This window comes from Micromonospora taraxaci, assembly GCF_007830095.1.
GTDB lineage: Bacteria > Actinomycetota > Actinomycetes > Mycobacteriales > Micromonosporaceae > Micromonospora > Micromonospora taraxaci.
In genome coordinates this window covers 1,860,670-1,876,615 of record NZ_VIWZ01000001.1, presented here as the reverse complement: position 1 = coordinate 1,876,615, position 15,946 = coordinate 1,860,670, and the positions used below count along the sequence as shown (strand labels likewise).

The window sequence follows — 15,946 nt, the reverse complement described above, 5'->3', positions numbered from 1 at the left end:
GCCGAAGTCCGAAGTGGCCGGCGGCTTCGGCACCCAAGGAGGTAACCACGATGTTCGGAACCAACCTGCTGGACCGCCGCAGCAAGCCGGAGCGGATCGCGGACCAGGCCTGGGAGCACCTGCTCTCGGCCGTCAGCTCCGCCGGAGACAGTGTGCGGGACACCGCACGGTCGGCCCGCCGCAACAGCAGCGACCTGGCCGACGGCGCCGGTGACCTGGTGGGCTCCGCCGCCGAAGAGGCGCGACGCCGCGCCTCGCTGGCCTTCGACGCACTGGCCGGTCGCCAGCCGGCTCTGCCCTGGACACTGCTGATCGGCGCAGCGCTCGTCGGCGCGGCGGTGGGCTGGGCCGTCGGTTCCGCCGCGCGGGCCGCCGGCAGTCGGGACAACTCCTCCGTCGACGACGTGGAGTTCGTCGACGTCGACCGTCCCAACTCGCCTGCGGTCTGAGCACACGTTCCCGTACCCCCGGGCCCCGATCGACGTCTGTCGAACGGGGCCCGTACCGCTGGGTCGGGTACGGGTTGGGGCCGGTCCGCCGGGTGCCGGACCCCTCAGGCGGCCCGGCGGACCGGTGCTCGGGTGGTGGTGGTGGTGATCTTGGTGGTGGTAGTGCACACCCCGGGGGACGGGGTCGACCGGGCGGGAGCGTCGTGGCCCGGGGGACGAGCACGACGACGGGGACAGAGTTGCCCTGGCTCCACCACCCGACGCGACGGCTCCCGCGATCGAGGAACGCGATTACCGTAACCGAAATGTGCTCGTGATGGAAGCGCTCCCATGGATGAAACAACCGCCATGTCACCCTGTCCGGGCGAGGACGGTTCACCCGGAGCGACGGCAGGTTCGACGTCGGCGGGCCTCCGGCTGCACGTCGCCGCCCGGCTCGCCACCGGAGCACGGGAGGAGGACAGATGGCCATCGCGGAGATCAGCCGCACCGACCAGGACATCCAGTCCGCCGTACTCGACGAGCTGACCTGGGAACCGCGGGTGCAGCCGCACGAGATCGGCGTGACCGTCGCCGAAGGCGTCGTCACGCTGACCGGCCGAGTGGACAGCTACGCGAAGAAGTGGGCCGCCGAACGCGCCGCGCACCGGGTCGCCCGGGTCCGGGCGGTCGCCAACGACCTGGCCGTGCAACTGGCCACCGGCGCGGAGCGCACCGACCCCGACCTGGCCGCCGCCGCCAGCCACACGCTGGAGTGGGACGCGTTCGTGCCCATCGAGAAACTCCAGGTCACCGTTTCGGCCGGCTGGGTGACGCTGCACGGCGACGTCGAGTGGGAGTACCAGCGCCGCGCTGCCGAACGGGCGGTCGGCCGACTGACCGGCGTACGCGGGGTGAGCAACGGCATCGCCGTCCAACCGGCCGCCCCGCCGGACGGTCGGAACCTGGCCGAGCGGATCGTCGACGCCCTCGCCCGAGCCGGGGCGACCGAAGCCGAACGGATCAGCGTCCGGGTGCACGGCGACACGGCGGTGCTCGCCGGGTTGGTGCACTCGATGCCCGAGCGGGCCGAGGTCGAGCAGGTGGCGTGGTCCGCACCAGGTATCCGCGAGGTGCAGAACCACATCGCCGTCGCCCCGGTGCTGCGGTGAGCGCGCGCCACGCGCGGCGCTGAGCGAGCACGGAACCACCCGAGGTGGGTGAGTCCGCCTCACCCACCCCGGGAGCAGGCTGGTGGCATGAGTGATCCGAACGGGCTGATCCAACCGGGGCACGCCGCGCCCGACTTCACCCTGCCGGCCACCCCGGCCGGGGACCCGATGGGGCCCGAGCAGTTCCACGGCCGACCGGTCGTGCTCGCCTTCTACCCCGCCGACTGGAGCCCGGTCTGCGGTGACCAGATGTCGCTCTACCAGTCGGCGGCACCCGTCTTCGCGCAGTACGAGGCGGTCGTGCTCGGCATCTCGGTGGACAGCATCTGGTCGCACCGGGCGTTCGCGGAGAGCCGGGGCATCGAGTTCCCCCTGCTGGCCGACTTCGAGCCCAAGGGCGAGGTGGCCCGTGCCTACGGCGCGTACCAACCGCGCGGTGAGGCCGCCCGCGCGCTCGTGGTGCTCGACCCGGACGGCACGGTGACCTGGAGCTATCTCTCGCCGCCCGACGTGAACCCGGGCGCGGACGGCATCTTCGACGCGCTGGACCAACTCGCCGCCGACCGGAAGGTGACGACCGGATGACCACGCCACTGCAGGTCACCGCCCGACTCCGGGACCCGGTGACCACCGAGGACCACATCCGCGGGCCGGCCGACGCGGCGGTCACGGTCGTCGAGTACGGCGACTTCCAGTGCCAGTTCTGCGGTGCCGCGTACCCGAACCTGCACGAGTTGCTGCGGCAGCGAGCCGACACCGTCCGGCTGGTCTACCGATACTTCCCGATCGCCAACGTGCACCCGTACGCCGAACGCGCCGCCGAGACGGCCGAGGCCGCCGGGGTGCGGGGCCGGTTCTGGGAGATGCACGACTGGCTCTACGAGCACCAGGACCAGCTCGACCCGGTGCACCTCTCGCTCGGTGTGGAGCAGGTCGGGTTGCCACCGGACGAGTTGAACGCAGAGGTGGAGAGCCGTGCGCACGCGGACCGGGTACGCCGGGACTTCGTGGGCGGCATCCGTAGCGGGGTGAACGGCACCCCGACCCTGTTCGTCAACGGCGTCCGACACGAGGGCGGCTACGACCTGGCCGACCTGTTGACGGCCGTGGACGCCGCCGGCGACGCCTGACCGCCGACACGCTCAGATCAGCCGCAACTCGCGCGCCCGCCGGACCGCTTCACGCCGGCGGGTCGCGTCGAGTTTGCGGTAGATGTTGCGGACGTGGGTCTTCACCGTGTTGACGGAGAGCGACAGTTCGCTGGCGATCTCCACGTTGGACAGGATGCTCTGCAGGTAGCGCAGGATGGTCAGCTCGCGCTCGGTGAGCGGCTCGTCGAGGACGCCCCGGGGCGCTGCGGTCGGCCGGGTGGTGCTCGTGCTGGCCCCCCGGACCAGGTCGCTGACCAGCGTGAAGTGGGCGGTGCCCGCGTCCAGGTGGGCGGCCAGCAGGTCCCGTACGGGTGGTGCGGCGCGGGTGAAGACCCGCCGGCAACCCTGTGGGCCGGCGAGGTCCAGCACCTGTTCCAGGATCCGGCCGGCCCGACGCCCGTCCCCCGCCCGCTCGGCCAGCACCGCGTCCAGCAGGCCCGCGTCCAGACGTACCGGCAGGGGCCAGGCCGTGGCCGTCGGCGACTGCCAGCCCGGCAGGACCCGCCCGGCCGCGGCGGTGTCACCGGCCAGCAGTTCCACCTTCGCCACCGTCACCGCCAGCACCGGGTCGGTCCCGTCGTCGGCGGATCCGGCCAGCAGGTCACGGGCGGCCTCCAGGTCGCCCCGCTCGGCGCGTAGTTCGGCCTCGGCGGCCCGCAGGAGGCTGGTCAGTTCGGTGGCGGAGGGACGGTCGGCCAGTGCCGCACCGGCCCGGACGAGCAGCCGCTGGCCGGCGGCCGGGTCGCCGGCGTCGCGGTGCAACTGCGCCCGGCACAGGGCCGCCACCGCAGCCGCCACCGGTTCGCCGGGAGCGGCGGCGAGCCAGTCCTCAGCGGTACCGGCCTCCGGGCCGCCAGCCCACCCGTCGGCGACGCCGAGCGCCGGGCCGGCGAGGGCGAGGTTCGCCGCGGCCTCCTCGGGCTGGTCGCGCAGCAGCGCCACCAGGGCCAACGCGAGGTACGCGTAGGCGCAGTCGAGCCGACCGGACCAACCCCGGCAGGGCGGCATGCCCAGCGCGTCCCGGGCCGCCTGCTCGGCCGCCCGCAGGTCACCGCGAACCGCGAGCAGCAGTGCGGCACGGCTGGCGCCGACCAGCTCGGTACGCGGCCGACCGGCCTCACGGGCCGCCGCCCGGGCCCGGACGAAGCGGGCGGCCGGCAACGCGCCGCTGGCCAACTCGACCAGCCCCAGCGCGGTGCCGGTGAACGCCCTCAGGTCCGCGTCGTCGGCCGCTGCTCCCCCACCAGTGGTGGGAGCGGAGCTGGACGACCCGGTCGGCGCGGAGTCCGGCAGCCGGGTCGGTGTAGCGCCCTCCGGGCGGGTTCGCAGCAGTCGGGCGGCGGCGGCGCGAACCTCCGCCTGGTCGTCGGCAAGCCGGGCCACGCTCACCTCCAGCGCGGTGACCAACCGCAGGAACCGGTCGCGTCGGGGCACGGGAAGGCCCGCGGCGTGTTCGGCCGCCACGCCCAGGTGGCCACTCGCGGCCGGCAGGTCACCGGCGCACACGCGCTCGGCGGCACAGGCCAACGCCACCTCCGGATCGGCGCGGACCACCTCCGCCGGTGGGGCCACGGGGGCCGGGGCGTGCACCGGTTCGCGGTCGTAACGGGTCAGCTCCGGCCAGTGGGCGACGAACAGGTCACCGGCCAGGTCCCACCGGCCGGCGGCCAACGCGTGCCGCAGACCGTCGGCCGGCCGGCCGTCGCCCGCGTACCAGTCGGCGGCCCGGGCGTGCAGCTCGCGCAGGTCGTCGGCGGGCAACCGGGCCAGGTCGGCGCGGAGCAGGTCGGCGAGCAGGGGCTCGCACCGGTACCAGGCTGGGCGGGTGTCCTCCCGGTGCAGCAGACCGCCGGCCCCGGCCAGGTCGGCGAGCGCCTGCCCGGCGTCGGCGCGGCCGGTCAGCGCCTCGGCCAGGTCGGCGCAGACGGTGTCGACGACCGCGGTACGGCGCAGCAGGTCCTCCTCGGCCGGGTTCAGCGTCGCGAGCACCTCCTCGTGCAGGTAGCCGGCTATCTCCGGTTGGTCACCGCCGAACTGTCCCGCCCAGCGCTCCGGGTCGGCCTGACCGCGTACCGCGAGGGCCGCGATGCGCAGCGCGGCCGGCCACCCTCCGGTCCGCTCCCGCAGGCGGTGCACGGCAGCCGCCGGCAGCGCGGCGCCGTGCGCGGTGAGCAGGTCGGCCACCTCGTCGTCGGTGAACGCCAACTCGTCCGGGCCGATCTCGGTCAGCTCGCCGGCGAGGCGGAGCCGGTGCAGCGGCAGGTGCAGCCCGGCCCGCGCGCCGATCACCAGACGCAGCCGCTGCTCGGCGTGGCGCAGCAGGAACTCCAACCCGCTCAACGCGGCCGGGTCGGCGACCCGGTGCAGGTCGTCCAGGATCAGCAGCACCGGCCGGTCCGCGGCGGCGAGCGACGCCGCCAGCGCCTCCAGGTGCTCGGGGCGCGGCGACCGGTCCGGCACCGGTCCGCTCTCCGTCGAGCCGGTCGCCGCACACAGCGCCGCCGCGAGGTACGACCAGAGCCGGTCACCGTCGTCGCCCACCTCCACGGACACCCACGCCGGGACCGGGCCGGACTCGGGCGGGGCCGCCAGCTCGCCGGAGTCGGGCACGACAGCACCCGGCTCGACCTCGGCCGGCGCGCCACCCAGCCGTACCCAGGACGCGAGCAGCGTGGTCTTACCCCAGCCGGCCGGAGCAGCGATCCGGGTGACCGGCCCCGCGCTGCCCTCGTCCAACCGGCGCAGCAGTCGAGGTCGGGCCACCACCGGTTCCGGCGGCACGGCCGGAGTCAACCGGGACGCCAGCAGCGGCGGCCCCCCTGCCGGCTCGACCCGCACGCGATCCTGTTCCGACACCCAGCCCCACCCCCACCGCACGCTCCGCCCCCGGTCGGCGAGCGGTTACCCGGCGGACGGCGGTTCACCCCTTCCGGGCGAGCACGCTTCACCCGACCGGGACCGACGATCGGGGGACGTGGACAGGGAGGACTGGTGGGACCGATGGGACGGCTGGCGCGGGCGGGACCCGCCCTCGGCAGCGGTGCGCTGGCTCGGGCGGTGCGCCTGCTGCGCGTACCCCGATGGGTGGGTAGGCCGGGCGCGGACGGCGACCCTGGCGCGTCGGCCCGGTGGGAGGTGGTGACTGTCGACCGGCCGCCCGAGCAGGTGCTTCCGGACGGGCGCTGGCCCGAGCCGCTGCGCCGGCTGGGTGGCGCGATCGAGGTGCGGGCGCGGTCGGCGCCCGGCGACCGGGGCACGGAGCTGTCCGCCCGGCCACTGTCCGGCGGACCCCCGCCCGCCGGGTTGGCCGCGCACCTGGTCGGCGACGACCCAGCTCTGCTGGTGCGCCAGACGTTGCGTCAGGTCAAGCAGCGCGTGGAGGCCGGTGAGGTGCTGCGCGCGGACCGGTCCGCGCTGGATCGCCCCGAGGTACGCGGGTGAGGGCCCTGTGCTGGGTGGCGGCCGACGAGGTGGCGGTACGCGAGGTGCCCGACCCGGAGCTGCGCAACGAGCGGGACGTCATCGTCCGGGTTCGGCGCAGCACCACCTGCGGCGGCGACCTGCCGTTGCTGGCCGGCCGGGACCCGCTGCTGCGGGCCGGTGACGTGCTCGGGGCCGAGTTCCTGGGCGAGGTGGTCGAGGTCGGGCCCGCGGTCCGCCGGCACCGCACCGGCGACCGGGTGGTCGTCGGCGCGAGCGTCGCCTGCGGGGGCTGCTGGTACTGCCGTCAGGGCCTGCACTCCTGCTGCGACAACGGCAGCGCCGAGCTGGCGAGCGCGGACCCCGACTGGGGGCGATCCGACGCCGGCTGCTTCGGCCGGCCCCCGGCGGCGGGCGGGTTCGCCGGCGGTCACGCCGAGTACGTGCGGGTGCCGTACGCCGACGTGGGTGCGTTCGGAGTGCCGGACGGGGTCGACGACGACCGGGCGGTGTTCGCCGCGGACGCGGCGCCGACCGGGTGGCTGGCGGCGGAGTTGGGGGCGGTACGTGCTGGCGACGTGGTGGCGATCTGGGGCGCCGGGGCGGTGGGCCAGCTGACCGCCCGGGCGGCGGTGCTGCGCGGTGCCGCCCGGGTGCTGGTGGTCGACCGCCACGAGGAACGCTTGCGGATGGCCGAGCGGCACTGCGGCGCGGAGCCGCTGGACTACCGTCGCACCGACGTCGCGGCGGAGCTGCGCGATCGCAGCGGTGGACGTGGTCCGGACGTGTGCGTGGTGGCGGTCGGCGCGCCGCCGGCCCGATCGTTGGTCGACCGGTTCGGTGGCCACACCGCCGACCGACCGGACGCGCTACGGGAGTCCGTGCACGCCTGCCGCAAGGGCGGTGTGGTGGTGGTGCTCGGCGCGACCGGCGCCTTCGTCGACGCGTTCCCGCTGGGCACGGTGACCGACCGGCGGCTCACACTGCACGGGGTACGTCGGCCGGACCTTCGCGACGTGCCGATGCTGCTGGACCGGATGGCCCGCGACGAGCTGCGTACCGAGCATCTGGCCACCCATCGGCTGCCGTTGGAGCAGGCACCCCACGGGTACGAGTTGTTCCGGGACCGGACCGACGGTTGTGTACGGGCCGTGTTCACGCCCTGACGGCCTCGTCGTGATCTGCCATCGGGGGCCACGAATGGCAGACTCCGGGGATGACTGGGGAGCGGACGTACGACGTGGTGCTGTTCGGGGCGACCGGGTTCACCGGCGGTCTGACCGCCGAATACCTGGCCCGGCACGCGCCGGCCGGGCTGCGCTGGGCGCTGGCCGGGCGCAGCCAGCAGCGTCTCGCCGCCGTCCGGGACCGGCTCGCCGCGATCGACCCGACGCTGGCCGAGCTGCCGCTACTGACCGCCGACGTGACCGACGCGGACTCGCTACGCGCGGTGGCGGAGAGCACTCGGGTGGTGGCCAGCACGGTCGGCCCGTACATCCACCACGGGGAGCCGCTGGTCGGGGCCTGCGCCCGGGCCGGCACCGACTACCTGGACATCACCGGCGAGCCGGAGTTCGTCGACCTGATGTACGTGCGCCACCACGACGAGGCGACCCGCACCGGGGCGCGGCTGGTGCACGCCTGCGGGTTCGACTCGATCCCGCACGACCTGGGGGCCTGGTTCACTGTCAAGCAGCTGCCCGCCGACGTGCCGATCACCGTGGACGGTTACGTGCGCGCCGGTGGTCGGTTCTCCGCCGGCACGTACCATTCCGCGCTCACCGCGTTCTCCCGTACCTCGCAGGCCAGCCGGGCCGCCCGGGACCGCCGTGCGGTCGAGCCGCGCCCCACCGACCGCCGGATCCGGGCGGTACCCGGCCGGCTGGCCCGCTCCGCCGAGCTGGGCATCTGGACCGTCCCGCTGCCGACCATCGACCCGCAGGTGGTCCGCCGTTCGGCGGTGGCCCGCCCGGAGTACGGCCCGGACTTCCGTTACCGGCACTTCGCGGCGGTGAAGCGGCTGCCCACCGTGCTGGCCGGCGCGGCCGGGCTCGGCGCGCTGATCGGGCTGGTGAAGCTGCCACCCAGTCGACGGTGGCTGCTCGGTCGACTCGCCTCCGGGCAGGGCCCGACAGCCCAGCAGCGGGCCGCGTCCTGGTTCCGGGTGCGGTTCGTCGGCACCGGAGGCGGGCAACGGGTGGTCACCGAGGTGGCCGGCGGCGACCCGGGCTACGACGAGACGGCGAAGATGCTCGGTGAGTCGGCGCTCTGCCTCGCGCTCGACGACCTGCCGCCGACCTCCGGTCAGCTCACCCCGGTCGCCGCGATGGGTGACGCGCTGCTCGACCGGCTCGTCCGGGCCGGGCTCACCTTCCGGGTGCTGGACCGCTCGGCTTGACCCTCGACCGGGTCGAGGGGGCAGGATGCCCAGCGTGAGCGACCTGCACAGCATCGGTGAGCTGGCCCGGGCCAGTGGCCTGACCGTCAGCGCCCTGCGCTTCTACGACTCGGCGGGAGTGCTGGAACCGGCCCTGGTCGACCCGGTCACCGGCTACCGCTGGTACACCGATGAGCAGATCGCGCCGGCCCGCCTGGTGGCCGGGCTGCGCCGGATCGGCATGCCGGTGCCGGAGATCGCCGCCGCGGTACGCGCCGAGCCGGCTGCGGTGCACCTGTTGCTCGACGCGCACCTGCGTCGGCTGGTCGACGGGCTCGCCGACGCCCGCCGTGAGGTGACCCGGCTCCGGACGCTCGTCGACCCGGCCCCGCAGACCAGCACCACTGTGCTCCTCTCCCCCGCCGACCTGGCCGCCGCGCTCGACGCGGTGCGCTTCGCCGTCGGCGCCGACCCGGAGCTGCCGATGCTCTCCGGCGTGCTGCTCGACGTGGAGTCCGACGGCGTGCGGCTGGTCGCCACCGACAGGTACCGGCTCGCGCTGGCCCGGTCCGGGGCCGACGTCGACGGTCCCCCGGTGCGGGTGTTCGCACCCGTCGACCTCGTCGACCAGATCCGGGCGCTGCTCACCGCCGCCGACGCCCGGCCGGTGCGGCTGACCGTGGCGGGCGCGGACCTGCGGGTGCTGGTGGCCGGGCGGCCCCTGACCGGCAGCGCCCTGCCGTACGACTTCCCGGACTACCGCCGGCTGGTGCGCCAGGCCGTCGGCGAGCGGCCCACCGCCCGTCGCATTCCGGTGGACGTGGCGGCGCTGCGCGCCGCGCTGGCCGACCCGGCGGCGCCCACTGTCGCCCGCGACCACGACGGCACGCCCCGGGCGGTCACCGTGCTGGGCGTCGACGACACCGGCGACCTGCGGCTGCTCCCGGACACCGAGCTGACCTCGGACGCGCTGCTGGTCGGGGTGGACGGCGGATACCTGCTGGACGCGTTGAACGCGGCCGGCGGGCCGCAACTGGTGCTGGAGTTGGACGGGCCGATCGGGCCGCTGGCCGTACGCCGTCCGGACGACGCGGACACCTACTCGGTGCTGATGCCGATCCGGCTGTAGAACCTCCCCGTCCCGGGCCGAGGGGGCCGCGACGGTAGCATCTGGTGGTTCACCAGTGAACCCCGGACGGAGGCGTACGGAGCAGCATGCTCGACATGGAGTTGATCCGGAAGGATCGCGAGGCAGTGGCGACCGCGTTGGCGAAGCGACTGGATCCCGCCGAGGTCACCCGATCCCTGGACGAGATCCAGCGGCTCGACCAGGAACGACGCGCGCTGATCACGGAGATCGACGCCGAGCGGCAGCGCCGCAAGGCGGAGGCCCGGGCGTACGCGCAGGCGAAGCGTGCCGGCGAGGAGCCGCAGGTCGTCGCGCCCGACGCCGAGCGTCGACAGCTCGCCGACCTGGAGTCCCAGCTGGACGAGGTCCAGGGCCGGCTCCGCGACGCGATGAGCGAGCTGCCCAACCTGCCCAGCGACGACGTCGTGGCCGGCGGCAAGGAAGCCAACCAGGTCGTGAAGACCTTCGGCGAGCCACCGGTGATCGAGAAGGTCCGCGACCACGTGGAGCTGAGCCGGGCGCTGGGCCTGGTCGACTACGAGCGCGGGGTCAAGCTCGGTGGGTCCGGTTTCTGGATCTACACCGGCATCGGCGCCCGGCTGGAGTGGGCGCTGCTCAACTACTTCGTCGACCAGCACATCAGGGCCGGCTACGAGTTCCTGCTCCCGCCGCACCTGCTGCTGGACTCGGCCGGCTTCGCCGCCGGGCAGTTCCCCAAGTTCTACGACGACGTCTACCACCTCGACTCGGCGTCCGCCCCGCGCGGCCAGTTCCTGCTGCCGACGTCGGAGACGGCGATCCTCGGCGCGTACCAGGACGAGATCCTGGAGACGCCGAAGCTGCCGTTGAAGGCGTTCGCGTACACCCCCTGCTACCGGCGGGAGTCGGCCGGCTCGCACTCGGACGAGCGTGGCACCGTGCGCGGGCACCAGTTCAACAAGGTGGAGATCTTCCAGTTCACCCTCCCGGAGCAGGCCGACGCCGCTCTGGAGGAGATGCTCGCCCACGCGGAGAGCCTGGTCGAGGGGCTGGGCCTGCACTACCAGCGCACCCTGCTCTCGGCCGGTGACGCCAGCGCCTCGATGAAGAAGACCCTCGACATCGAGGTGTGGATGCCGAGCACCGGCAAGTACAAGGAGGTGTCGTCGGTCTCCTGGGCCGGCGACTACCAGGCGCGTCGGGCTGCCATCCGCTACCGCGAGCCGGGCGGCAAGCAGACCCGTTTCGTGCACACGCTCAACGGCTCGGCGCTGGCCACCAGCCGGCTCTTCCCGGCCATCCTGGAGCAGTACCAGCAGGCCGACGGCAGTGTCCTGGTCCCGAAGGTCCTCCAGGAGCGCCTGGGCACCGACCGTCTGACCCCCCGCTGACCGACCTGTTCGGCGGCGGCGGGCCTGGTGCGTCCGCACCAGGCCCGCCGCCGCCGTTTCGGGCCACGGGTGTCAGTCCGTGGTCGATCCCGACGGTTCAGGCACCGAACGCCTCCACGGAGGTCAGCCGGGCGTCACCGGGCTGCCAGTCGGCGACCGCGACCGCCAGGTACCGCCCGGAGGACCCGGTCGTGACGGTGGTCTCGGGTTTCGGCTTCGGCACCGAGGCGACCGGCACGTAGCCGAGCCCGTCGGCCGAGGTGGACACGGTGATCGGTCGCCGCCGACCGGGAGTCCAGGTCAGGCGGACCGACGCCAACTCCCGGAGCGATCCGAGGTCGATCACCATGCGGCCGTTCGGGCCGGGTTGCCAGGCGGTCCCCGGGTCGCCGTCGACGACGGCCGACGGGTCGGTCATGCCGGCCGGCAGCGGTGACGTCGGGTAGGTCGTCCGGGACCGGGCCAGGTCACTGGTCGGCGTCACCGTCCCACCAGCGAACGCGACGTCCTTGCTGTGTCCAGCGGGGACCGTCACGCGCTGTCGGGCGCCGCCGGCCGCGGACTCCACCTGCACCTTCACCATGTGCCCGGCGGGGGCGGTGATCCGGAGGTGGTGCGAGTCGGTGACGTCGAACCGGGTACCGGCGGGAATCGCCTTCTCCGGCTGTGCCGCGGTCGCGGTGAACCGGGACGGCTCGACGCGTGCGGTCGCAGCGGCAAGGTCGACCTGGTAGGTCGTGGTCCCCGATCCGGTGACCTGACTTCCGTGGTACAACCGCAGCGTGGCGCCCTGCGAAAGCGTGACGGCCGCCGTCGTGATGGCGCCGTCGGACAGGTTGAACAGGCTCAGGTATCCGTCCGCGTCACTCACCCGCAACGCCTCCGGACCACCGCTGGGCAGGGTTCGCGACGCCGCGGCGGCCAGGGCCGACCGGCTCGCGCCCGCGTACCCCTCGATGATCAGCCGGGTGCTGCCGGTGGCCGGTCCGCTGGACAGGGTGACGGTGGTGGCGGTCACGGTGATCGGGTTCTGGGCGTTGTGGACCACCAGGCCCGCTCGTCCGTCGACGTTCAGCCAGGAGCCGGCGATGGTCGGGCTGTCCGGCACGACCGCCGCGTCGCTCCAGTCGGTGCCGTTGAGAGAGGTCTGGATGACGTAGCGGGTGCCGTACGCGGCCTCCCAGTCCAGGCGTACGCCGCTGATGTCGACGGCCTCGCCGAGGTCGACGGCGAGCCAACTGTCCGCGCGGCCGCGTTCCTCACGGGCGACCGCCCAGCGGGTGCCGGGGTTGCCGTCGGTCGCGCGAGTTGCGGGGTAGGCGGGGTCGGCGGACGAGGCCGTGGTGGGCCGGCCGCTGGCGAGGTCGACCCCGCTGGCGTTGAGCACGGCGAAGGCGAACAGCGAGTAGCCGTACTGGGTGGCGGGGGAACGGCCGAGCATCCGCACGTGCCTGGCTGCACGGGGCGCGAAGCTGATCTGGTCGGTTCCGCCGTCGCCGACGCCCGATTGTCCGGCCAGGGTGACGGACCCCTGTTCGCCGGTGAAGGTGCGGGTGCCGGTGAGCCCGGGTACGCCGGGCATGTTCAGGTTGAACAGGGTGAAGACGCCCTCGTCGGCACCGGTGCCGGTGGTGGCGTACACGACCGTGCCGGTGGGCAGCGTGACGTATCCGGCGGTGCCGCCGGCGACGCGCAGAACGGTCGCCGTGGCGTCGACACCGTCCCTGGCCACTGTGTACGCGGCGGAGGTGCGGCCGAGGACCGGCGCGGACTGCCTCGGCAGCAGCGAGGCCGCCCGGGTGTCGAACAACCAGTTGTCGTGGACGGGGGCCCACTGGAACGACACGAATCCGGTCTTGCTGACCGCCGCGGCGAAGGCGGCCGGAGTCTGGTGGGCGGTCAGCCCGGCCTGTTCCCCGAAGTCCCGGGTGCCCGCCGCCGCCGCGAAGAACGTGGTGCTGGCTACCGGCTGGACCACACCGCCGTTGGCCGCACGCCAGGCATGGAAGAGGTAACTGATGGCGACCTCGGCCCGGGCTTCGGGCTCGTACTTCGGCTCGCCGCTGAACTTGGTGAGCCGACTCTCCGGCGGGTAGTTCAGGTAGGGCATGAGCCGCTCGGCGAGGTCCGCCTCGGCCCGGGCGGCATGCCGGTCGCCCTGGACCTGCGCGAGGAAGGCGAGCGGCAGGACGTCACGGCCGTACAGGTGGTAGCGGTCCGCGACCATCGGCATGAAGGGTTCGCCGGCATCGCTGGCCAGCAGCCGCATGGTCCGCCACAGTTGGTCGCCGTTGGGCTGCCGGGAAAGCGCCTCGGGGAGCGGTTGGCCGGCGGTCAGGAAGTGCGCCGCGGTACGACCCGCGGTGCGCCACAGTTCTTCCTGGTAGTGCGGGCCGAAGGAGCCGTGATTCTCGACGAGGAACGTGTCGTGGATGTTGTGGGCGGTGTTCCAGTCGGCGACCGCCCGCCCGTCGACGAGGGCGGGGTTGGCGCGGTCGGCTGCCGGTAGTCCACTCGCGTTGAGCGTCCACATCGAGAACCGCTCGCGCCACGCCGCGGCGGCGGGGTCGTCCGACGCCCAGGCCAGGCCGGGCGCGATCGCCTGGGCGTAGACGCCCATCTCCTCGAGCTTGGTGTCACCGATCCAGCCACCGGTGAGGCCGTTCGGCGTCCAACTGCCACTCAGCGGGTCGTTACCGGTGCCGAGGGAATGGGCGTACGCGGCCTGCCCGCGGGCGATGCGGTCGACGTTGTTGCGGGTGACCTCGTCCAGGTCGGACCAGAGCAGTCGGGCGGCCAGGACGAAGTACAGCTCGAAGGTGCTGTCCCAGAACAGCTGTCGGCCCCACTCGGTGCCGCCGGCGAGCCGGTTGGTGGCCGCGAACCGGCGGATGGTGGCGACGGTACGGGCGTGCAGCGTGTCCCGGTCGACGCCTGCTGCCGCCGGGTCGTACCCGGGCGAGATGAGCAGGACCGCGTTACCGAGGACGACAGCGAACCTGAAGTCCGCGAGGCGGTACGCGTTGATCGCCGGATCCCACTGCTCCTCGGCCCATCGGGTGTGGGCGAGCAGCAGCGCGTGGTAGGTGCTGGCAACCGGGCCAGTGGCCGCAGCCGGTGGCGTGGTGGCGGCTGGCGCGGCCTGGGCGGCGGCGGGTCGGGCGATGGCGAGTCCAGCGCCGACGGCGCTACCAAGGATGAGGAGCCGCCGCCTGCTCAACTCGAATTCGGATATACGCATGGTGGCCCTTCGGTGTGACAACGTTGTCAGACAGACTCCGATGATCGTTTCCGGATGTCAAGACCAACGCGTTACCTCAGATCCCCACTGCACCCTCATCGTTGATCATGAAGTTATGGCCCCTCGCCTCGGGGGGTCGGGGCGATAACTTCATGATCAACGGGGGCTGGGGTCGGGCGGTGGGTGCGTTTCGTCAGGAGCGCGGTCAGGAGGAGCAGGCCCAGGGTGGCCAGCAGGACCGTCGGGCCGATCCGGTCCACGGTGTCGGCCAGGGCTCGCTGGACCTGGGCGGCCGCTCGGATGACCGGGTCGTGCACTGCATCGCGGCGGCCGGCGGCCAGCCGTAGCTCGTACCAGCCGTACCAGGCGACGTAACCACCGGTCACCAGCAACATCAGACCGCTGAGGCGGGGCACCAGCGCGCCGGCGACACGCAGCCGGGCCACCAGCCCGTCGCGCAGCAGCGCCACACCGAGAGCGGCGACCGCGACCACCAGACCCATCCCGAGGGCGTACGCCCCGAACAGCGCCAGCCCACGCCCGGTCGAGCCGGCCTGGAGGCTGGTCACCACGATCGCCAGGAACGGGGCGATGGCGCAGCCGAGCGACGCCAACGCGTACGCCGCGCCGAACAGGATCATCGACGGCCAGGAACGGGTCAGCCGGGGCGCTCGCGCCGACCAGCCGGGGCTGGGCAGTCGCCGTCCGGCGAGCAGCCAGCAACCGGCCAGCACCAGCAGCACACCGAGCGTCACCGTGAGCCACGGCAGGCGGGGTCGCAGCCAGCCGGCCAGCGGCGCGAGCGCCAGGCCGAACGCGCCGAAGACCAGCACGTACCCCACTGTCAGCCCGGCCGCCGCGGTGAGCGCGCGGCCGACCGCGCCGCGGGTGTCCGACGCTCCGGCGACCAACAGCGAGAGGTACGCGGGCAGCAACGCGAAGCCGCACGGGTTGACCGCGCCGAGCATGCCGGCGGTCAGCGCGAGCAGCAGCGCGGCGGTCACGCCCCGGCCAGGGCGGCGACGCGGGCGCTGAGCGCCTCACCGTCCAGGAATCCCCGGTGGACCACAGCGCCGGTCCGGTCGATGATCACGAAGATGCTCTGCTCGGTCACCTTGAACCGCTTCCAGAGCGCGCCCTTGCGGTCGTCGACCTGGGTCGTCCCGGCCAGCTCGAACTCGGTGACGAAGTCCTTCATGGCCCGCTGCTCGCCCAGCCCGGCGACGCCGACGATCGGCACCGTGTCCCGGTACTTCGGCGCGATCTCGGCCACCGTCCACGCCTGACTGGCGCAGGTGGCGCACCACGGCGCCCAGAACCACAGCACCACCGGCCTGCCGGCGAACTGCGCCGCGTCGAACGCGGCGCCGGTGAGGGTGGTCCCGGTGAAGCGCAGGACGTCCGGGACCGCGGCCGGGGTCGCGGGCGGCGCGCTGGTCACCGCGTCCGTCGGTGCACCGGTCACGGTCGGGGCTGCTCCGGTCACGGTCGGGGCCCCTCCGACGACGGTGGGCCCACCCGGCGCGGTGCCGGTGCAGGCAGCAGCGCCGAACAGGGCCACGACGAGCGCTCCGGCAGTGGCCGTGTGGCGCAGTCGCCCGGCCGCTGTCCTCGCCATGCCCATCCGCTTCTCCGTTCTCGTCCGCAAGGGATCTTTC

General features: G+C 73.8%; 12 protein-coding genes and 1 pseudogene. 9 read left to right on the top strand and 4 right to left on the bottom strand.

The annotated features are described in order from the left end of the window. Positions 1–50: 50 nt before the first annotated feature. The 4 genes from FHU34_RS08930 to FHU34_RS08915 all read left to right on the top strand — a co-directional run bounded on the left by FHU34_RS08930 (position 51) and on the right by FHU34_RS08915 (position 2,730). Entirely contained in the window at positions 51–449 is a 399-nt protein-coding gene (locus FHU34_RS08930) for a hypothetical protein (protein ID WP_145779528.1), read from the top strand. 464 nt (positions 450–913) lie between these two features. Next, complete coding sequence (locus FHU34_RS08925) at positions 914–1,600, top strand: BON domain-containing protein (RefSeq protein ID WP_145779527.1); 687 nt, start codon at positions 914–916, stop codon at positions 1,598–1,600. A gap of 87 nt (positions 1,601–1,687) precedes the next feature. Beyond that, complete coding sequence (locus tag FHU34_RS08920) at positions 1,688–2,185, top strand: redoxin domain-containing protein (protein ID WP_145779526.1); 498 nt, start codon at positions 1,688–1,690, stop codon at positions 2,183–2,185. Then, complete coding sequence (locus tag FHU34_RS08915) at positions 2,182–2,730, top strand: DsbA family protein (protein ID WP_145779525.1); 549 nt, start codon at positions 2,182–2,184, stop codon at positions 2,728–2,730. The genes FHU34_RS08920 and FHU34_RS08915 overlap by 4 nt, the downstream gene beginning before the upstream one ends. Before the next feature lie 12 nt (positions 2,731–2,742). Here the strand turns inward: FHU34_RS08915 and FHU34_RS08910 are convergent. Then, positions 2,743–5,675: pseudogene (locus tag FHU34_RS08910) on the bottom strand (winged helix-turn-helix domain-containing protein). Between the two features lie 76 nt (positions 5,676–5,751). Here FHU34_RS08910 and FHU34_RS08905 point away from each other — a divergent pair. From FHU34_RS08905 to serS, 5 genes are all read left to right on the top strand, one after another. Further along, positions 5,752–6,192 carry a hypothetical protein gene (locus tag FHU34_RS08905; RefSeq protein ID WP_425280569.1) on the top strand — a complete coding sequence of 147 codons (441 nt, stop codon included), beginning with the start codon at positions 5,752–5,754 and terminating at the stop codon, positions 6,190–6,192. Beyond that, positions 6,189–7,337 carry an alcohol dehydrogenase catalytic domain-containing protein gene (locus tag FHU34_RS08900; RefSeq protein WP_145779522.1) on the top strand — a complete coding sequence of 383 codons (1,149 nt, stop codon included), beginning with the start codon at positions 6,189–6,191 and terminating at the stop codon, positions 7,335–7,337. Before FHU34_RS08905 ends, FHU34_RS08900 begins: the two co-directional genes overlap by 4 nt. A gap of 50 nt (positions 7,338–7,387) precedes the next feature. After that, entirely contained in the window at positions 7,388–8,569 is a 1,182-nt protein-coding gene (locus tag FHU34_RS08895; RefSeq protein ID WP_145779521.1) for a saccharopine dehydrogenase family protein, read from the top strand. Positions 8,570–8,594: 25 nt separating this feature from the next. Next, positions 8,595–9,677 carry a DNA polymerase III subunit beta family protein gene (locus FHU34_RS08890; RefSeq protein WP_145779520.1) on the top strand — a complete coding sequence of 361 codons (1,083 nt, stop codon included), beginning with the start codon at positions 8,595–8,597 and terminating at the stop codon, positions 9,675–9,677. A gap of 86 nt (positions 9,678–9,763) precedes the next feature. Continuing rightward, positions 9,764–11,047 carry a serine--tRNA ligase gene (serS, locus tag FHU34_RS08885; RefSeq protein ID WP_145779519.1) on the top strand — a complete coding sequence of 428 codons (1,284 nt, stop codon included), beginning with the start codon at positions 9,764–9,766 and terminating at the stop codon, positions 11,045–11,047. Positions 11,048–11,144: 97 nt separating this feature from the next. Here serS and FHU34_RS08880 read toward each other — a convergent pair whose 3' ends face one another. The 3 genes from FHU34_RS08880 to FHU34_RS08870 form a co-directional block, all read right to left on the bottom strand. Further along, positions 11,145–14,288: a discoidin domain-containing protein gene (locus FHU34_RS08880; RefSeq protein ID WP_145779518.1), complete on the bottom strand. Its 3,144-nt coding sequence runs from the start codon at positions 14,286–14,288 to the stop codon at positions 11,145–11,147. A 113-nt stretch (positions 14,289–14,401) separates the two neighbouring features. Next, complete coding sequence (locus tag FHU34_RS08875) at positions 14,402–15,292, bottom strand: cytochrome c biogenesis CcdA family protein (protein WP_145779517.1); 891 nt, start codon at positions 15,290–15,292, stop codon at positions 14,402–14,404. Beyond that, complete coding sequence (locus FHU34_RS08870; RefSeq protein ID WP_425280518.1) at positions 15,289–15,906, bottom strand: TlpA family protein disulfide reductase; 618 nt, start codon at positions 15,904–15,906, stop codon at positions 15,289–15,291. The genes FHU34_RS08875 and FHU34_RS08870 overlap by 4 nt, the downstream gene beginning before the upstream one ends. Positions 15,907–15,946 lie beyond the last annotated feature (40 nt).